The sequence below is a fragment of the Streptomyces sp. NPDC051684 genome (assembly GCF_044453445.1).
In the GTDB taxonomy this organism is placed as follows: Bacteria; Actinomycetota; Actinomycetes; order Streptomycetales; family Streptomycetaceae; genus Streptomyces.
This window is the reverse complement of sequence record NZ_JBITCS010000008.1, coordinates 60,053-75,913: the sequence shown is the minus strand read 5'-3', so window position 1 is coordinate 75,913 and position 15,861 is coordinate 60,053. Positions and strand designations below refer to the sequence as shown.

The 15,861-nt window shown below is 71.5% G+C and carries 16 protein-coding genes; 12 read left to right on the top strand and 4 right to left on the bottom strand.

What is annotated here, in order from left to right:
* Positions 1-5 precede the first annotated feature (5 nt).
* Positions 6-1,166 carry a type VII secretion-associated serine protease mycosin gene (gene mycP, locus ACIA8D_RS12185; protein WP_399231199.1) on the top strand — a complete coding sequence of 387 codons (1,161 nt, stop codon included), beginning with the start codon at positions 6-8 and terminating at the stop codon, positions 1,164-1,166.
* Here the strand turns inward: mycP and ACIA8D_RS12180 are convergent.
* Positions 1,150-1,881: a serine hydrolase gene (locus tag ACIA8D_RS12180; RefSeq protein WP_399231197.1), complete on the bottom strand. Its 732-nt coding sequence runs from the start codon at positions 1,879-1,881 to the stop codon at positions 1,150-1,152. The genes mycP and ACIA8D_RS12180 overlap by 17 nt on opposite strands.
* Before the next feature lie 117 nt (positions 1,882-1,998).
* On the opposite strand from ACIA8D_RS12180, the gene ACIA8D_RS12175 reads away from it, so the two are divergent.
* On the top strand, positions 1,999-2,730 hold the full coding sequence (locus tag ACIA8D_RS12175; RefSeq protein WP_399231195.1) for an SseB family protein: 732 nt from the start codon (positions 1,999-2,001) through the stop codon (positions 2,728-2,730).
* Positions 2,731-2,767: 37 nt separating this feature from the next.
* On the opposite strand, the gene ACIA8D_RS12170 is transcribed toward ACIA8D_RS12175, so the two are convergent.
* Positions 2,768-3,130: a DUF1844 domain-containing protein gene (locus ACIA8D_RS12170; protein ID WP_385759727.1), complete on the bottom strand. Its 363-nt coding sequence runs from the start codon at positions 3,128-3,130 to the stop codon at positions 2,768-2,770.
* A 331-nt stretch (positions 3,131-3,461) separates the two neighbouring features.
* On the opposite strand from ACIA8D_RS12170, the gene infC reads away from it, so the two are divergent.
* From infC to ACIA8D_RS12120, 10 genes are all read left to right on the top strand, one after another.
* A complete protein-coding gene (infC, locus tag ACIA8D_RS12165) occupies positions 3,462-4,172 on the top strand; it encodes a translation initiation factor IF-3 (protein ID WP_399231193.1) in 711 nt (236 codons plus the stop codon).
* A 122-nt stretch (positions 4,173-4,294) separates the two neighbouring features.
* Complete coding sequence (rpmI, locus tag ACIA8D_RS12160) at positions 4,295-4,489, top strand: 50S ribosomal protein L35 (RefSeq protein ID WP_003977225.1); 195 nt, start codon at positions 4,295-4,297, stop codon at positions 4,487-4,489.
* Between the two features lie 99 nt (positions 4,490-4,588).
* A complete protein-coding gene (rplT, locus tag ACIA8D_RS12155) occupies positions 4,589-4,972 on the top strand; it encodes a 50S ribosomal protein L20 (RefSeq protein WP_266721589.1) in 384 nt (127 codons plus the stop codon).
* A gap of 230 nt (positions 4,973-5,202) precedes the next feature.
* Positions 5,203-6,045 carry a TrmH family RNA methyltransferase gene (locus ACIA8D_RS12150; protein WP_399231191.1) on the top strand — a complete coding sequence of 281 codons (843 nt, stop codon included), beginning with the start codon at positions 5,203-5,205 and terminating at the stop codon, positions 6,043-6,045.
* Between the two features lie 46 nt (positions 6,046-6,091).
* Entirely contained in the window at positions 6,092-7,207 is a 1,116-nt protein-coding gene (locus tag ACIA8D_RS12145; protein WP_399231189.1) for an ATP-binding protein, read from the top strand.
* A gap of 138 nt (positions 7,208-7,345) precedes the next feature.
* Entirely contained in the window at positions 7,346-8,476 is a 1,131-nt protein-coding gene (pheS, locus tag ACIA8D_RS12140) for a phenylalanine--tRNA ligase subunit alpha (RefSeq protein ID WP_399231186.1), read from the top strand.
* Positions 8,476-11,037: a phenylalanine--tRNA ligase subunit beta gene (pheT, locus tag ACIA8D_RS12135; protein ID WP_399231185.1), complete on the top strand. Its 2,562-nt coding sequence runs from the start codon at positions 8,476-8,478 to the stop codon at positions 11,035-11,037. The genes pheS and pheT overlap by 1 nt, the downstream gene beginning before the upstream one ends.
* A 191-nt stretch (positions 11,038-11,228) precedes the next feature.
* Positions 11,229-12,314 (top strand): PP2C family protein-serine/threonine phosphatase, encoded by a 1,086-nt coding sequence (locus ACIA8D_RS12130; RefSeq protein WP_399231183.1) that lies wholly within the window; start codon positions 11,229-11,231, stop codon positions 12,312-12,314.
* Between the two features lie 276 nt (positions 12,315-12,590).
* The gene (locus ACIA8D_RS12125; RefSeq protein ID WP_399231181.1) at positions 12,591-13,931 is read left to right on the top strand and encodes a transcriptional regulator; all 1,341 of its coding nucleotides are present in this window, start codon (positions 12,591-12,593) and stop codon (positions 13,929-13,931) included.
* Positions 13,932-14,003: 72 nt separating this feature from the next.
* Positions 14,004-14,534, top strand: a complete 531-nt coding sequence (locus ACIA8D_RS12120) for an NUDIX hydrolase (protein ID WP_399231179.1) — start codon at positions 14,004-14,006, stop codon at positions 14,532-14,534.
* 13 nt (positions 14,535-14,547) lie between these two features.
* On the opposite strand, the gene ACIA8D_RS12115 is transcribed toward ACIA8D_RS12120, so the two are convergent.
* Complete coding sequence (locus tag ACIA8D_RS12115; protein ID WP_327664227.1) at positions 14,548-14,805, bottom strand: hypothetical protein; 258 nt, start codon at positions 14,803-14,805, stop codon at positions 14,548-14,550.
* A gap of 194 nt (positions 14,806-14,999) precedes the next feature.
* The gene (locus ACIA8D_RS12110) at positions 15,000-15,860 is read right to left on the bottom strand and encodes a 3-hydroxybutyryl-CoA dehydrogenase (protein ID WP_266721606.1); all 861 of its coding nucleotides are present in this window, start codon (positions 15,858-15,860) and stop codon (positions 15,000-15,002) included.
* Between the last annotated feature and the right edge of the window lies 1 nt (position 15,861).

Here is a 15,861-nt window from a genome sequence, read left to right as displayed (position 1 = left end):
CCGCCATGAAGCGTCAGCACACGATCGCCGCGATCGGCACCGCGGCCGTCCTCGCGCTGCTCCCCTCGACCGCCGCCCACGCCGACTCGGTCCGCGCCCAGCAGTGGGGCCTCACGGCGCTGCACACCGACGAGGCCTGGAAGACGACGCGCGGCAAGGGCGTCACGGTCGCCGTCCTGGACACGGGCGTCGACGACGAGCACCCGGACCTCAAGGGCAGCGTGCTGCCCGGCAAGGACCTCATCGGCTTCGGCGCCGAGCGCGGTGACCGCCCCTGGGCCCGGCACGGCACCGCCATCGCCGGCGTCATCGCGGGCCACGGGCACGGCAAGGGCGACGGCGACGGCGTCATGGGCGTCGCCCCGCAGGCGAAGATCCTGCCGGTCCGGGTGATCCTGGAGGACGGCGACCCGTCCCGCTCGAAGGCCCGCGAGTCCCGCGGCAACGCCCTCGCCGACGGCATCCGCTGGGCCGCCGACCACGGCGCCGACGTCATCAACCTCTCCCTCGGCGACGACTCGAACACCGCGCACCCCGAGGCCGGCGAGGACGCCGCCGTCCAGTACGCGCTGAAGAAGGGCGTCTCCGTCGTCGCCTCCGCGGGCAACGGCGGCGAGCAGGGCGACCGCGCCTCGTACCCGGCCGCGTACCCCGGCGTCATCACCGCCACGGCCGTCGACTCGACCGGTGCCCGCGCCTCGTTCTCCACCCGCCGCTGGTACGCCTCCGTCGCCGCGCCCGGCCGGAACATCGTCACGGCCGATCCGGACCGCAAGTACTACTCGGCGTGGGGGACGAGCGCCGCCTCCGCGTTCGTGTCCGGCGCCGTGGCCCTGGTCCGCGCCGCCCACCCGGGCCTGACCCCCGCGCAGATCAAGAAGCTCATGGAGGACACGGCCGACGACCCGCCCTCGGGCGGCCGCGACGACTCCCGCGGCTTCGGTCTCGTCGACCCGGCCGCCGCGATCACCGCGGGCGCGAAACTGAAACCGCAGCGCCTGACCCCGGCCTCGTACGGCTCGAAGTACTTCGGCCCCGGGCCCGACGACGAGTCCGACGGTTCCCTCGCCGCCTGGGCGGGGACGCTCGCGGGGGCCGTCGGGGTGCTGCTGCTCGGCGCGGCCGGCTACCTGTGGCGCGGCCACCGCCTCACGCGCCGCCGCTGACCACCGGCACGGCCGCCTTCGCCACGGCCTCGACGAGGTCGACGCCCGCGGCCCTGGTGGCGCTCCCGTGGGAGACGACGGCCACCAGGTACGAGCGGCCGTCGACGGTCACGCGTCCGACACTGTTGATGACCCACAGGCTCGTGGTGCTGCGCCGCAGCCACCCGTTCTTCAGCGCGGCACCGCCGTCCCCGGCCGCGGACACGCCCCACGCCTGGTCGCTCGCCACGTTGCCCATGAGCCCCTGGACGTACGCCCGCGACTCCTTGCTCAGTGCGAGCCCGTCGCCGACCCCGAACACCTGCTTGAGCAGGGCGAGTTGATCGGGCGCGGTGGTCTGCGTGAGCCCCCACAGCGGGCCGTCGCCGCCGCTGGTCCCGTCGAGCCCGAGCCGCTCGTTCGCCGCGTCGAGCCCGGCCGCCCGGCCCAGCTCGTCCCACAGCGCGGTCGTCGCGTCGTTGTCGCTGTTCTCGATCATCGCGGCGGCGTACGCCCGCTCCTGTGCGGTCAGCGCCCGCCCCTCGTCCTGCGCTCGCAGCAGCAGCGCGGCCAACACGTCGACCTTCACGATGCTCGCGGTGTCGTACGTCCCGTCCCCCGAGGCGTACGAGGCGCCGCTCCCGCTCGTCTCGTCGTGCACGGCCACGGACACCTCGCCGTCGTGCCCCTGTGCCGCCGCCTTCACGGCCTCGGCCAGCTCGGCGTCCTTGTCCACGGTCGTGGAGCTCCTCTCGGTGGCTGCGGCGTGCGAGACCCGGCAGCGTTCGTGGCGAAACAGCGTCTCAGGGTCCGCTGAGAATCCGGCCGCGCCCGCTCGGTAGGCTCGGTGAACGTGGCGAACAAGAACATTCCCGACCCCGGCTTCTCCGGCGACGACGGTACGGCCGACCCGCGCCTGACGGAGGCCCTGGCCGCGTGGTCGCGGGACCGCACGGCGCACGGCCCGGTCCTGGCCGCGCTCAAGGACACCCGGCTGCTGGTCCCCGTGGTCGCCGTGCTCGGCGAGGTCGAGGAGGACGAGAACGGGCTGCGCCGCGAGAAGACGTCGGACATGGCGGTCCCGACGCTGAAGGCCGCGGGCCGCAAGGCGCTCCCGGCCTTCACCTCGATCGCCTCGCTCGCCCTGTGGGACCCCGAGGCCCGCCCGGTGGCCGTCCCGCTGCACCAGGCGCTCCAGGCCGCCGCCCACGAGAAGGCGGACACGGTCGTCCTCGACGTCGCGGGCCCCGTCCCCTACGAACTGACGGGACCGGCCCTGTACGCCCTTGCGGAGGGCCGCACCGACGCCGACCCGCTCGCCGACCCGGCGGTCCGGGAGGCGGCGCGCGCGGCCGTCGCCGCCGAGCCGTCCGTGGCCCGCGCCCACCTGGGCCCCGGCCCCTCGGACGGCACCCTGGCCCTGGTCGTCGACGCCGGCGCCGACGTCCAGGCCACGGCCCAGGCCGTCGCCGCGCGCATCGCCGCCGACGAAACACTGAGGGCCCGCCTGGTGCGCGGCCTCGATCTGGCACTCCTGCCGACCGAGGCGACGCCGCCGGGCGAGCCCCTCTACGTACGTCAGTGAACTGGGCCACGTACGACGTACGTGGCCCTTCGGAAGGTCAGCCGTACACGGGGCCCGTGTACTTCTCGCCCGGGCCCTTGCCCGGCTCGTCCGGCACGACCGAGGCCTCGCGGAACGCGAGCTGGAGCGACTTCAGGCCGTCCTTCAGAGGGGCGGCGTGGAAGGAGCTGATCTCCGTCGCGCTGCCGTCGAGCAGGCCCGCCAGGGCGTGGATCAGCTTCCGCGCCTCGTCGAGGTCCTTGTGGGCGTCGCCCTCCTCGGTGAGCCCGAGCTTCACCGCGGCGGCGCTCATCAGGTTCACCGCGACCGTCACGATGACTTCTACGGCGGGCACCTCGGCGATGTCGCGGGTCAGCGCGTCGTAGTCGGGGTTGTCGGTTGCGGGGGTCGCGTCACTCATGGGCCCCACGATATGTCGCGCGCACTCGATTGGGCGCACCCCCCAAGTCCTGCTAACCTTGTGTAACGACCGGCCGGAAGCCATGTCCTCGATGTACTCGGGGACACAGTGACCGGCCCACAAGTGGAGGCTCCGATCTCCCACCTGACCGCCCGACCAGGGCGGTGGGTCACCGGTCAGACGGTCCCCGTCGTTCCGTACGGACGACGGAACCGTCCGATATTGCGCCCCGCGGTTCACCGTGGCGGTGCTCCGGTATTCCTTGGAGCCCTGCCTGTGTACCGTCCGGGGCATTTTTTGTGTGTCGGCGCGGTTGGTACTTACGTCACAAATGTACGCGGCGGTCCGCCAGGCCGTCGTGTGGTGCTACCGAGGAGGATCCATCAGCGCCGAGCCCCGCATCAACGACCGGATTCGCGTTCCCGAAGTGCGACTTGTCGGTCCCAGCGGCGAGCAGGTCGGGATTGTTCCGCTTGCCAAGGCCCTTGAGCTTGCTCAGGAGTACGACCTCGACCTGGTCGAGGTGGCGGCGAACGCCCGTCCGCCCGTATGCAAGCTCATGGACTACGGGAAGTTCAAGTACGAGTCGGCCATGAAGGCCCGTGAGGCGCGCAAGAACCAGGCGCACACGGTCATCAAGGAGATGAAGCTCCGGCCGAAGATCGACCCGCACGACTATGACACCAAGAAGGGTCACGTCGTCCGGTTCCTCAAGCAGGGCGACAAGGTCAAGATCACGATCATGTTCCGTGGTCGCGAGCAGTCCCGGCCGGAGCTCGGCTTCCGACTGCTGCAGCGTCTCGCGAACGACGTCCAGGACCTCGGGTTCATCGAGTCGAACCCGAAGCAGGACGGCCGAAACATGATCATGGTCCTCGGTCCGCACAAGAAGAAGACCGAGGCGATGGCCGAGGCCCGAGAGGCTCAGGCCGCTCGCAAGGCCGACGCGAAGGCCAACCCGGGACGTTCGCAGAACGCCGCCGAGGAGCAGGCCGACGAGGACGTCGCCGAGACCCCCGCCGAGGCTCCGGCCGAGGCATGATCCGTGCGGCGCACAGCCTGTGCGTCACGGATACCAACTGACACAACTGACGTTCCACCACGGCCGGTTCGCGCCACGCACGGACCGGCCGGGAACGGCACTGACGAGGAGAGAACGGCGCCATGCCGAAGAACAAGTCGCACAGCGGTGCCAGCAAGCGCTTCAAGATCACCGGCTCCGGCAAGGTGCTCCGCGAGCGCGCCGGCAAGCGCCACCTGCTCGAGCACAAGTCGTCCCGCGTGACGCGTCGCCTCACCGGCAACGCCGAGATGGCCCCGGGCGACGCCGCGAAGATCAAGAAGCTTCTCGGCAAGTGATGTACGGGCGCGTCAGCGCCCCGTACGTCGGCTAGACCGGGACCCAATCGAATTCGGGCCGGGTGAAGACAACCCCGGCCCCGCTACAAGGAGTTAACAGTGGCACGCGTCAAGCGCGCGGTGAACGCGCACAAGAAGCGTCGGGCGATCCTCGAGCAGGCCAGCGGCTACCGCGGTCAGCGTTCGCGTCTGTACCGCAAGGCCAAGGAGCAGGTCACCCACTCCCTGGTCTACAACTACAACGACCGCAAGAAGCGCAAGGGCGACTTCCGTCAGCTGTGGATCCAGCGCATCAACGCCGCTGCCCGCCAGAACGGCATGACGTACAACCGCCTCATCCAGGGTCTGAAGGCCGCCAACATCGAGGTGGACCGCAAGATGCTGGCCGAGCTGGCCGTGAACGACATCAACGCGTTCGCCGCCCTCGTCGAGGTCGCGCAGAAGGCGCTTCCGGCCGACGTGAACGCGCCCAAGGCTGCGTGAACGCTCCGCTGAGCCGCATGTGACGTGGGACCCGCAAGCCGGTTGGCTTGCGGGTCCCACGTTGTTCCGGCCCGTCACCGCATGCCGCACCGCACGGGGCTCCTGCCCCGGACCCCGGCTGCTCAAGCCCCGCCGGCGATTGAGGCGCGGGGTCCGGGGCGGAGCCCCGTGCGGTGCCGTGCAACCGTTCCTCAGGCCCCAACTCCGTCATCCTGCTGAAAGTTAGGCGCATGGTCGCAACGCCCGAGCTGATCTCACCCAAGTCGCCCCGCGTGAGCGCCGCGCGCCGGCTGGCCAAGCGGAACTTCCGGGGGAAGGAGCGGCTGTTCCTCGCGGAGGGGCCGCAGTCCGTGCGGGAAGCCGCCGCGCACGGCGGGCTCGTCGAGATGTTCGCGACCGTCGACGCCGCGGAGCGCTACGCCGACATCGTCGGGGAGGCCAGGGACGCGGGCGCCCGGGTGCACCTCGCCGAGGAGGGCGTGATCGGGGAGATCTCGACCACCGTCACCCCGCAGGGGCTCGTCGGCGTGTGCCGGTTCCTGGACACGCCGTTCGAGGAGATCCTCGCGGCGCGGCCCAAGCTCGTCGCCGTCCTCGCGCACGTGCGCGACCCCGGGAACGCCGGGACCGTGCTGCGGTGCGCCGACGCCGCGGGCGCCGAGGCCGTCGTGCTGACCGACGCCTCCGTGGATCTGTACAACCCCAAGGCCGTACGGGCTTCCGTCGGGTCCCTCTTCCATCTGCCGGTCGCCGTCGGCGTACCCGTCGAGGAGGCCGTCGCCGGGCTCAAGGAGGCGGGGGTCCGGATCGTCGCCGCCGACGGGGCGGGGGACGACGACCTCGACGCCGAGCTGGACCAGGGGGCCATGGGCGCCGCCACCGCGTGGGTGTTCGGCAACGAGGCCTGGGGCCTGCCGGAGGAGACCCGCGCACTCGCTGACGCCGTCGTGCGCGTGCCCATCCACGGCAAGGCCGAGAGCCTCAACCTCGCCACGGCCGCCGCCGTGTGCCTGTACGCCTCCGCGCGTGCGCAGCGTGCCCCCGGAGGGTGCCGTTCCGTCACTCCCGGCTAGTAGGGTGACTCTTCCGGATCGACCGCCGGGAGGGGGAGCGCGGGAGATGAGCGTCGTCAACGGCAGCGGCCCACGCGGCCTGACCGGATCCGACGTGTCCGGTCCGGACGGACTCGCGGCGCTCGGCGTGCACCCCGACGACCTGCCCGACGGCCTCGTCGTCGCGGACGAGCACGGCCGCGTCATCTGCTTCAACGCCGCAGCGCAGCGCATCACCGCGGTCCGCGCGGACACCGCCCTCGACGCCCCGCTCGACCGCGTCCTGCCGTTAGAGGACCTCGAGGGCCGCCGCTGGTGGCAGCTCACCGACCCGTACGGCGGGCTCGCCACCCGGGTCGGACAGCCGGAGCGGAACCTGCTGCTGCCGGGCGGCCGGGAGGTCCTGGTCACCGCGCGTTACGTGCGCGCCCGGCCGACGGGGCCCGTGCGCCGCGTCGTCGTCTCGCTGCGGGACACGGAGGCCCGGCGACGTACCGAACGCAGCCACGCCGAGCTGATCGCCACCGTCGCCCACGAGCTGCGCTCCCCGCTGACCTCGGTCAAGGGCTTCACCGCGACGCTGCTCGCCAAGTGGGAGCGGTTCACGGACGAGCAGAAGCGGCTGATGCTGGAGACGGTCGACGCCGACGCGAACCGGGTGACCCGGCTGATCGCCGAACTGCTCGACATCTCCCGCATCGACTCCGGCCGGCTGGAACTGCGCCGCCAGCCCGTCGACATCGCGGCGGCCGTCTCCCGGCACATCCAGGCACACGTCGCGTCGGGCCACTCGGCCGACCGGTTCCTGCTGCGCGTCAAGCATCCGCTGCCCGATCCGTGGGCCGATCCGGACAAGGTCGACCAGGTGCTGAGCAACTTGCTGGAAAACGCCGTGCGCCACGGGGAGGGAACCGTCACCATTGACGTAGAGCCCACCACGCCCACCGGCACCTCGGTCACCGTGTCCGACGAGGGCCCCGGCATCCCGGAGGAGTCCATGAACCGCGTCTTCACCCGTTTCTGGCGGGGCAGCAAGCGCGGCGGGACGGGTCTCGGGCTCTACATCGTCAAGGGCATCGTGGAGGCCCACGGCGGGACGATCACCGTCGGCCGGGCGCCCGGCGGCGGCGCCGAGTTCCGATTTACGTTGCCCGTGGCCACACCCGCGTATCTCACCAGCTGAGCGCAGGGCACCACGGGCGAATCACCCGCCGCACCCCCGTTAGACTCGTCCTTTGGCACGTTTGCGTCCCCGCCACTCGACGGCCGTCGAACGCGTCTGCGGGACCATCAGCCACGCCAATCGGAAGCACGGGAAGAGATGTCGGCACCGAACAAGTCGTACGACCCTGTCGAGGTCGAGGCACTGAAACCGGAAGAGATCGAGCGCGTCCGGGACGAGGCGCTCGCCGCCTTCGCCGCCGCGGACTCGCTCGAGGCGCTTCAGGAGGCCAAGGTCGCGCACGCCGGCGGCACGTCGCCGCTGTCGCTCGCCAACCGCGAGATCGGCGCGCTGCCGCCGCAGGCCAAGGCCGCCGCGGGCAAGCTCGTGGGCCAGGCCCGCGCCGCTGTCGGCCGGGGCCTCGCCGCCCGCCAGGCCGAGCTGGAGGCCGAGCGCGACGCGCGCGTCCTGGTCGAGGAGGCCGTGGACGTCACGCTGCCCTACGACCGCGCGCAGGCCGGTGCCCGGCACCCGCTGACCACGCTCTCCGAGCGCATCGAGGACGTCTTCGTGGCCATGGGCTACGAGGTCGCCGAGGGCCCGGAGATCGAGGCCGAGTGGTTCAATTTCGACGCGCTCAACATCGGCCCGGACCACCCCGCCCGCGGCACCCAGGACACCTTCTTCGTCCAGGGCGCCGAGGCCGCGCAGGGTGCCGACGAGGCCGGTCTCGTGCTGCGCACGCACACCTCGCCCGTGCAGATCCGCTCCATGCTGGACCGCGAGCCGCCGGTCTACGTGATCTGCCCCGGCCGCGTGTACCGCTCCGACGAGCTGGACGCCACGCACACCCCGGTCTTCAACCAGGTCGAGCTGCTCGCCATCGACGAGGGCCTGACCATGGCCGACCTCAAGGGCACCCTCGACCACATGGTCCAGGCGCTCTTCGGTCCGGGCATGAAGACGCGGCTGCGCCCGAACTTCTTCCCGTTCACCGAGCCGTCCGCCGAGATGGACATGGTGTGCTACGTCTGCCGCGGCGAGTCCGTCGGCAACCCGGACCGCCCCTGCCGCACCTGTTCCTCCGAGGGCTGGATCGAGCTGGGCGGCTGCGGCATGGTCAACCCGAAGGTGCTCGTCGCCTGCGGTGTGGACCCCGAGAAGTACAGCGGATTCGCCTTCGGGTTCGGCATCGAACGGATGCTGATGTTCCGCCACAACGTCGAAGACATGCGAGACATGGTCGAGGGTGACGTGCGCTTCACCCGGCCGTTCGGGATGGAGATCTGATGCGTATCCCGCTTTCCTGGCTGCGGGAGTACGTCGACCTCCCCGCCTCCGAGACCGGCCGCGACGTGCAGGCCAAGCTCGTGTCCGCAGGGCTCGAGGTCGAGACGGTCGAGCAGCTCGGCGCCGGCCTCAAGGGCCCCCTCGTCGTCGGTCAGGTCAAGACCATCGAGGAGCTGGAGGGCTTCAAGAAGCCGATCCGCTTCTGCACGGTCGACGTCGGTCAGGCCAACGGCACGGGTGAGCCGCAGGAGATCGTCTGTGGCGCCCGGAACTTCGCCGTCGGCGACAAGGTTGTCGTGGTCCTGCCGGGCGCCGTCCTGCCCGGCGACTTCGCGATCGCCGCGCGCAAGACGTACGGCAAGACCTCGCACGGCATGATCTGCTCCGGCGACGAGCTGGGCATGGGCGACGACGGCAGCGGCGGCATCATCGTGCTGCCGCCCGAGCACGAGGTCGGCACCGACGCCATCGAGCTGCTCGAGCTGGTCGACGAGGTGCTGGACATCGCGGTGACCGCCAACCGCGGCGACTGCCTGTCCATCCGCGGCGTCGCCCGCGAGGCCGCCATCGCCTACGGCCTGCCGCTGCGCGACCCGGCCCTCATCGACGTCCCGACGCCGAACGCCGACGGCTACCCGGTGCAGATCGCCGACCGCCGCGGCTGCGACCGCTTCACGGCCCGCACGGTCGGCGGCCTGGCCCCCGAGGCCCGCTCGCCGATCTGGCTCCAGCGCCGCCTCCAGAAGGTCGGCATGCGCCCGATCTCGCTCGCCGTCGATGTCACGAACTACGTGATGATGGAGCTCGGCCAGCCGCTGCACGCCTACGACCGCTCCCTGGTCCAGGGCGCGATCGGCGTCCGCCGCGCCGAGCAGGGCGAGCAGCTCACCACCCTCGACGGCACCAAGCGCAAGCTCGACGCCGAGGACCTGGTCATCACCGACGAGCGCGGCCCCATCGGCCTCGCCGGTGTGATGGGCGGCGCCAACACGGAGATCGCGGATCACCCAGAAAACGCGGCGGACGCGAGCACCACCGATGTCGTCATCGAGGCCGCGCACTTCGACGCCGTCTCCATCGCCCGCACCGCTCGCCGCCACAAGCTGTCGTCCGAGGCGTCCAAGCGCTTCGAGCGCGGCGTGGACCCGCAGGCCGCGTCGGCCGCCGCCCAGCGCGCCGTCGACCTGCTCGGGCTGCTCGCGGGCGGCCGCGCCGAGCCCGGTGTCACCGAGGTCGTCGCCCCGTCCGGGCCGCACACGATCACCGTCCCGGCCGACCACCCGGACAAGGTGGCGGGTGTGGCGTACGGCCGCGAGACCGTGGTGCGCCGCCTCCAGGAGGTCGGCTGCGACGTGTACGGGCAGGACGCCCTGACGGTCACCGTGCCGTCCTGGCGCCCCGACCTCGCGGACCCGAACGACCTGGCCGAAGAGGTCATCCGCCTGGAGGGCTACGAGAACCTGCCCTCCACGCTGCCCAAGCCCCCCGCGGGCCGCGGCCTCACCGGGCGCCAGCGCCTGCACCGCCGCGTCGGCCGCGCGCTCGCCGGCGCCGGGTACGTCGAGGCACTCAACTACCCGTTCCTGAGCGAGGGCGTCTTCGACCAGCTCGGCCTGGCGACGGACGACGCCCGCCGCACGGTCGTCAAGCTGATCAACCCGCTCAACGACGAGGAGCCCGCGCTCCGCACGACGCTGCTGCCGGGCCTGCTGAACGCGCTGCGCCGCAACGACGGCCGCGGCAGCCACGACCTGGCGCTCTTCGAGACCGGCCTGGTGTTCCTTCCCCAAGCTCTCGAATCCGCTCGAGCAGGGGAGGCCCCATTGACCGGGCAGGAGGCGGACCCGCTTCGCCTCCCCGTCGACCGCCGCCCGACCGACGAGGAGATCGCCGGTCTGAACGCCGCGCTGCCCGCGCAGCCGCGCCGCGCCGCCGTCGTCCTCGCGGGCGCCCGCGAGCAGGCCGGCTGGTGGGGCAAGGGCCGTCCGGCCGACTGGGCCGACGCCGTCGAGGCCGCGCGCACCCTCGCCCGCGAGGCGCACGCGGAGCTCACGGTCCGCGCCGACCGGCACGAGCCGTGGCACCCCGGCCGCTGCGCCGCCCTCTACGTCGACATCGACGGCACGGAGACGCTCGTCGGCCACGCCGGTGAGCTGCACCCGCGCGTCGTCAAGGCGATGAACCTGCCCGAGCGCACCTGCGTGATGGAGCTGGACCTCGACGTCCTGGAGCGGGCCGGCACCGGCATGCTCGACGCGCCGCGGATCTCCACGTTCCCCGTCGCCACGCAGGACGTCGCGCTGATCGTCGACAAGACGGTCCCGGCCGCCGACGTCGAGCGGGCGCTGCGCGAGGGCGCCGGTGAACTCCTGGAGTCCATCCGGCTGTTCGACGTGTACGAGAACGCGGAGCAGCTCGGCGACGACAAGAAGTCGCTCGCCTACGCGCTGGGCTTCCGGGCCGGCGACCGCACGCTGAAGGCCGACGAGGCCTCGGCCGCCCGCGACACCGCGGTGGCGCTGGCCGCCGAGCGCACGGGCGCGGTGCTGCGCGGCGCGTAACACCACCGGCGTGTGAGACGGCGCGCGAAGCCGCAGATGAGGGGTGCATCCGGGAGACCGGGTGCACCCCTCACTCGTTCGGGTGAGGATTCTCGATGATCCGTCCCTGAGCGGGCAGGCGGTCGACAGAATCATTGCGGCCGCCGGGCCGACCGGCGAGCGCGCTGCAGTGGGCCTAGGGAGCCGTCGGCATGATCCGTATCAAGACCAGGGCGCCCACCGGACTCGAACCACGGCGCACCAGGCGCACGTTGATGCTGGGCCTGCCGACCGTGTGGGGCGCGGTCGCCATGACGTACAAGTTCGTCTGCCCGATGGCGCAGCTGGACGGTCTGGGCGCGCGGATCGCGACCAGCGCGGTCTTCTTCGCCGTCGGCACAGGGCTGATATTGCGCGTACGCCACAGTCTGCTGCGCGAGTTGAGCGAGACCCGGGCCGTCGCCGACGCCGCGCAGTCCGCGCTGCTGCGGCCGCTGCCGTCCCGGCTCGACGGGCTCGCGCTCGCCGCCGGGCAGCTCTCCGCCGACCGCGGCGCCAGCATCGGCGGCGACCTGTACGACGTCGTCGCCACCGATCACGGCGTCCGCGTGGTAATGGGCGACGTACGAGGGCACGGGATCTCCGCGCTCGGCACCGTCGGCGCCGTCCTCGGCAGCTTTCGCGAGGCCGCACACGACGAGGACGAACTCGGGGCGCTGATGCGCCGGCTCGAGCGCGCGCACGCCCGCCATCTGCGCCAGCGGGCCCCTGACGAGCATCCCTCCGCGGGGGGAGGGGAGCCGGAGAACCCGCTCGCCGAGGAGTTCGTGACGGTGCTGCTCCTGGAGATCAGGCGGGACGGCGCGGTGCACGCGCTCAACTGCGGGCACCCGTGGCCGTATCTGCTGCGCCCCGGCGCCGTGCGCTGCGTGGAGCCGATGAGCGGCGGCGATCCGATGCCGCCGCTCGGTCCCTTCCCGCTGCCCGCCGAGCTGCCGCCCGTGCGCTGCGGGCGGATCCGGCCCGGCGAGGGGCTGCTGCTGCACACCGACGGCCTGGAGGACGCCCGTGATCCGCGCGGCCGGTTCTTCCCGCTGCGGTCCACGCTCGACGCGGCGGTGCGGCGCGGCCCCGTCATCCCGCAGGCCGTCATCCACGCCGTCTACAGCCGGCTCCTGTGCCATGTCGGCGGCCGGCTCGGCGACGACGCCGCGCTGCTCGTGCTGCGCAACGACCGGAGCAGGGTGCCCGCCCAGCATTCCGGTCCCGTCGTGCACGCCGCCCACAAAGTGCTCTGAGATCCCGGCCGGTCACGACCGCAGAGGCCGGGGACCGCGTCGTCCACCCGTCGCGGAGTGTGTCGGGCAGGCGAGCGGGCGGACGACGCGGTTCGGGCCGCCGCGCTGTACGAGGGGGAGCCGACGGCCCGGCCGGCCTCTTGCGAGGCAGTTCAGTCAACCGGGCCCCAAACAGTCACAACAGAGCGCACACGCCACGGAGTTGGGCATTCCGATCACACCCCGTGTGAACGCCGCTCGACTAGGCTGGCGGCACCGAGCCAATGGAGGCTCTCGATGCAGCCCAACACTCTGCTCGACGCGATTCTCGACGAGGCCGGGGTCTCCCATGCGGGACTCGCGGCCCATGTGAACCAGGAGGGCAAGGCCCGCGGCCTCGCCCTCCGCTACGAACACACCGCGGTCGCCCGCTGGTTGAAGGGCCAGCGACCGCGCGGCCAGGTGCCGGACCTGATCTGCGAGGTGCTGGCGGCGCGGCTGCAGCGGCACGTCACCCTCGACGACATCGGCCTCGGCGTCTCCTGCGAGCCGGCCGCCGCGCACGTCACGACGCTCTCCGGCTTCGTGGAGCGGGCGACCGCCCTGTGGCGCTCCGACCAGCAGCAGCGCCGGCACATCCTGGACGCGCCCGCCGTCACCGGCACCCCCGCCGTGATGCCGGTGTGGGAGTGGGAGAACCCGCCCGAGGACAACGACGTCTCGCGCGGCGGCCGCCATCCGGTCAGCGTCGCCGACCTGGAGATGATGCGCTCGGCGCGCGCGCACTACGAGCAGATGTACCGCAAGGCGGGCGGCATCGCGACGCGCAGCCGCATCGTCGGCTTCCTCAACACCGAGGCGGCGCCGCTGCTGCGCGGCAGCTACGCCGACGACACCGGTCGTCAACTGCACCGCGCCACCGGCGGGTTGGTGGCCATCGCGGGCATCTGTGCGTACGACTCCGACGCGCACGGGCTCGCGCAGCGCTATTTCCACCAGGCGCTGCGGCTCGCGAAGGCCAGCGGGGACAGGGGACTTGGGGCCTACGTGATCGCGCTGCTGGTCAACCAGTCGCTGCACATGCGCGACCACCGGCAGGCCGTCGCCTTCGCGGAGGCCGCGCTGCGGGCCGCCGGGCGGCACATCTCGCCGGCGCTCGCCTCCGACCTGTACGCGATGCAGGCGAAGGCGTACGCGCACCTCGGTGACGGAACGAGTGCCCTGGAGTGCATCCGGCGGGCCGAGTCCGCCGCCGATCGCATCCGGCGCGGGCACGAGCCGGACGAGACGGGATACGTGCAGCCGGGATTCGTCAACGTACAGGTGGCGGAGGCCCTGTTGAGCCTCGGGGACTACGCCGCCGCCAAGGAGCACGCGCAGGAGGCGGTGCACACCCCGGCGCACGATCGGGGGCGTGTGCACCGGCTCGCCGTGCTGAGCCAGATCCAGCTCAGACAGGGGAACGCGGAACAAGCCGTGGCCACGGCCGTGGAAATGGCCGAGACCGCCCGGGGCATGGAGTCGCAACGCCTGCGCGACAGACTCCGGGCCGTCCGCGAGCACCTGGTGCGCAGCGGATGCGCAGGTACGGCCGAGGCCGCCGAACTCATCGATGGAGCACTGCGCGTACCACTGTGAGCCATTGCGCGGGGAGCCCGCGAACGCCACTGCTGCGATATTGCCAGCAACTCGGCGGAAGGTGGCAGAACCGTGCAGTGGACGAAACAGAACGAACAAACTGTGTATGCAAACCGATGGTTCAGCGTCAACCTGGCAGACGTCGCTCTGCCGGACGGGCAGCACCTCGATCACTTCGTGATACGGCTGCGCCCCGTGGCTGTCGCCACGATCGTCAATGAGGCGCACGAAGTGCTCCTGCTGTGGCGGCACCGCTTCATCACCGACAGCTGGGGCTGGGAACTCGCCGCGGGGGTCGTCGAGGACGGGGAGGACATCGCGTACGCGGCGGCAAGGGAACTGGAGGAGGAGACCGGCTGGCGGCCGGGACCGCTGCGGCACCTGATGAGCGTCGAACCGTCCAACGGCCTGACCGACGCCCGGCACCACATCTACTGGACCGACGAGGGAAATTACATCGGCCACCCCCAGGACGACTTCGAGTCGGACCGCAGGGAATGGGTCCCGCTCAAACTCGTCCCCGACATGATCGCTCGCGGAGAGGTCCCGGCCGCCAACATGGCGGCCGCACTACTTCTCCTGCACCATCTCAACCTCGGCTAGCACCCTTCGGGGGCTAGTGTCCGAGGGCCTGCCACACCGTGATGGCCAGTGCGCCGACCGAGGTCAGCGCGGCCACCGTGGGCAGCGGCCAGCGGGTGTTCTCGAGCGCGCTGAGCCGGGTGCTGAGATCGTCCTGATCCTTGGCGGTCTGGTCGTCGCGGTGTGTGTGCAGGGCCAGTTGACCGTCGATGCGGGCCAGTTGGACCTCGAAGACCCGTCGTAACTCTGCGAGTTCTTCAGGGACCACGGGATTGTCCGGGTCGGTCGTCACGAGTTGGCTCCTTTCTCGATCGTGACATCAGTCGTGTCGTCACTGATGCACGCACCGGAAGTCAACTCGCCTGGTGGGCGCGGCGGGAGCGTGTGCGAACGGCATATGCGGGTCACCGCCGCACTCCCCGTGCGAACGCAGTGGGCCCGGTGCTCCGAAGAACACCGGGCCCACTCGCGAACTACGCAGCGTGGTCAGGCGTAGGTGTAGAAGCCCGAACCGCTCTTGCGGCCGAGCCGGCCCGCGTCGACCATCCGCTGCAGCAGCGGGGGAGCGGCGTACAGCGGCTCCTTGTACTCGTCGTACATCGAGTCCGCGATGGAGACGATGGTGTCGAGGCCGATCAGGTCGGAGAGCTTCAGCGGGCCCATCGGGTGGGCGCAGCCCAGCTCCATACCGTTGTCGATGTCCTCGCGGCTCGCGATGCCCGACTCGAACATCCGGATGGAGGAGAGCAGGTACGGCACGAGCAGCGCGTTCACCACGAAGCCCGAGCGGTCCTGGGCGCGGATCGCGTGCTTGCCGAGGATCTTCTCCACCATGACCTGGGCGCGACTGATCGTGCCCTCGGAGGTGGTGAGCGCCGGAATCAGCTCGACGAGCTTCTGCACCGGCGCCGGGTTGAAGAAGTGGATGCCCACCACGTGGTCGGGACGAGAGGTCGCCACGGCCAGCTTCACCAGCGGGATGGAGGAGGTGTTCGACGCGAGGATCGCGTCGGAGCGGGTCACGACCTGGTCGAGGACCTGGAAGATCTCCGTCTTCACCTGCTCGTTCTCGACGACCGCCTCGATGACGAGGTCGCGGTCGGAGAACTCGCCGAGGTCCGTGGTGAAGGTGAGGCGCTCCTGCGTCTCGGCCAGCTCCTCCTCGGTGATCTTGCCGCGCGAGGCCGCCTTCGACAGGGAGCTGAGCAGCCGCGTGCGCCCGTACTCCAGGGCCTCGCCGGTGGTCTCGGCCACCTTCACGTCGAGTCCCGCACGGGCGCAGACCTCCGCGATACCGGCGCCCATCTGGCCGCAGCCCACCACGCCGACGCGTTGGATGTCACTCAAG

Excerpts from the sequence above, each read along its gene's own strand:
- mycP (WP_399231199.1), top strand. The coding sequence starts at position 6 with ATGAAGCGTCAGCACACGATCGCCGCGATCGGCACCGCGGCCGTCCTC.
- ACIA8D_RS12170 (WP_385759727.1), bottom strand. The coding sequence starts at position 3,130 with ATGAGTGACGCGACCCCCGCAACCGACAACCCCGACTACGACGCGCTG.
- infC (WP_399231193.1), top strand. The coding sequence starts at position 3,462 with ATGTACGCGGCGGTCCGCCAGGCCGTCGTGTGGTGCTACCGAGGAGGA.
- rpmI (WP_003977225.1), top strand. The coding sequence starts at position 4,295 with ATGCCGAAGAACAAGTCGCACAGCGGTGCCAGCAAGCGCTTCAAGATC.
- ACIA8D_RS12150 (WP_399231191.1), top strand. The coding sequence starts at position 5,203 with ATGGTCGCAACGCCCGAGCTGATCTCACCCAAGTCGCCCCGCGTGAGC.
- ACIA8D_RS12145 (WP_399231189.1), top strand. The coding sequence starts at position 6,092 with ATGAGCGTCGTCAACGGCAGCGGCCCACGCGGCCTGACCGGATCCGAC.
- pheS (WP_399231186.1), top strand. The coding sequence starts at position 7,346 with ATGTCGGCACCGAACAAGTCGTACGACCCTGTCGAGGTCGAGGCACTG.
- pheT (WP_399231185.1), top strand. The coding sequence starts at position 8,476 with ATGCGTATCCCGCTTTCCTGGCTGCGGGAGTACGTCGACCTCCCCGCC.
- ACIA8D_RS12130 (WP_399231183.1), top strand. The coding sequence starts at position 11,229 with ATGATCCGTATCAAGACCAGGGCGCCCACCGGACTCGAACCACGGCGC.
- ACIA8D_RS12125 (WP_399231181.1), top strand. The coding sequence starts at position 12,591 with ATGCAGCCCAACACTCTGCTCGACGCGATTCTCGACGAGGCCGGGGTC.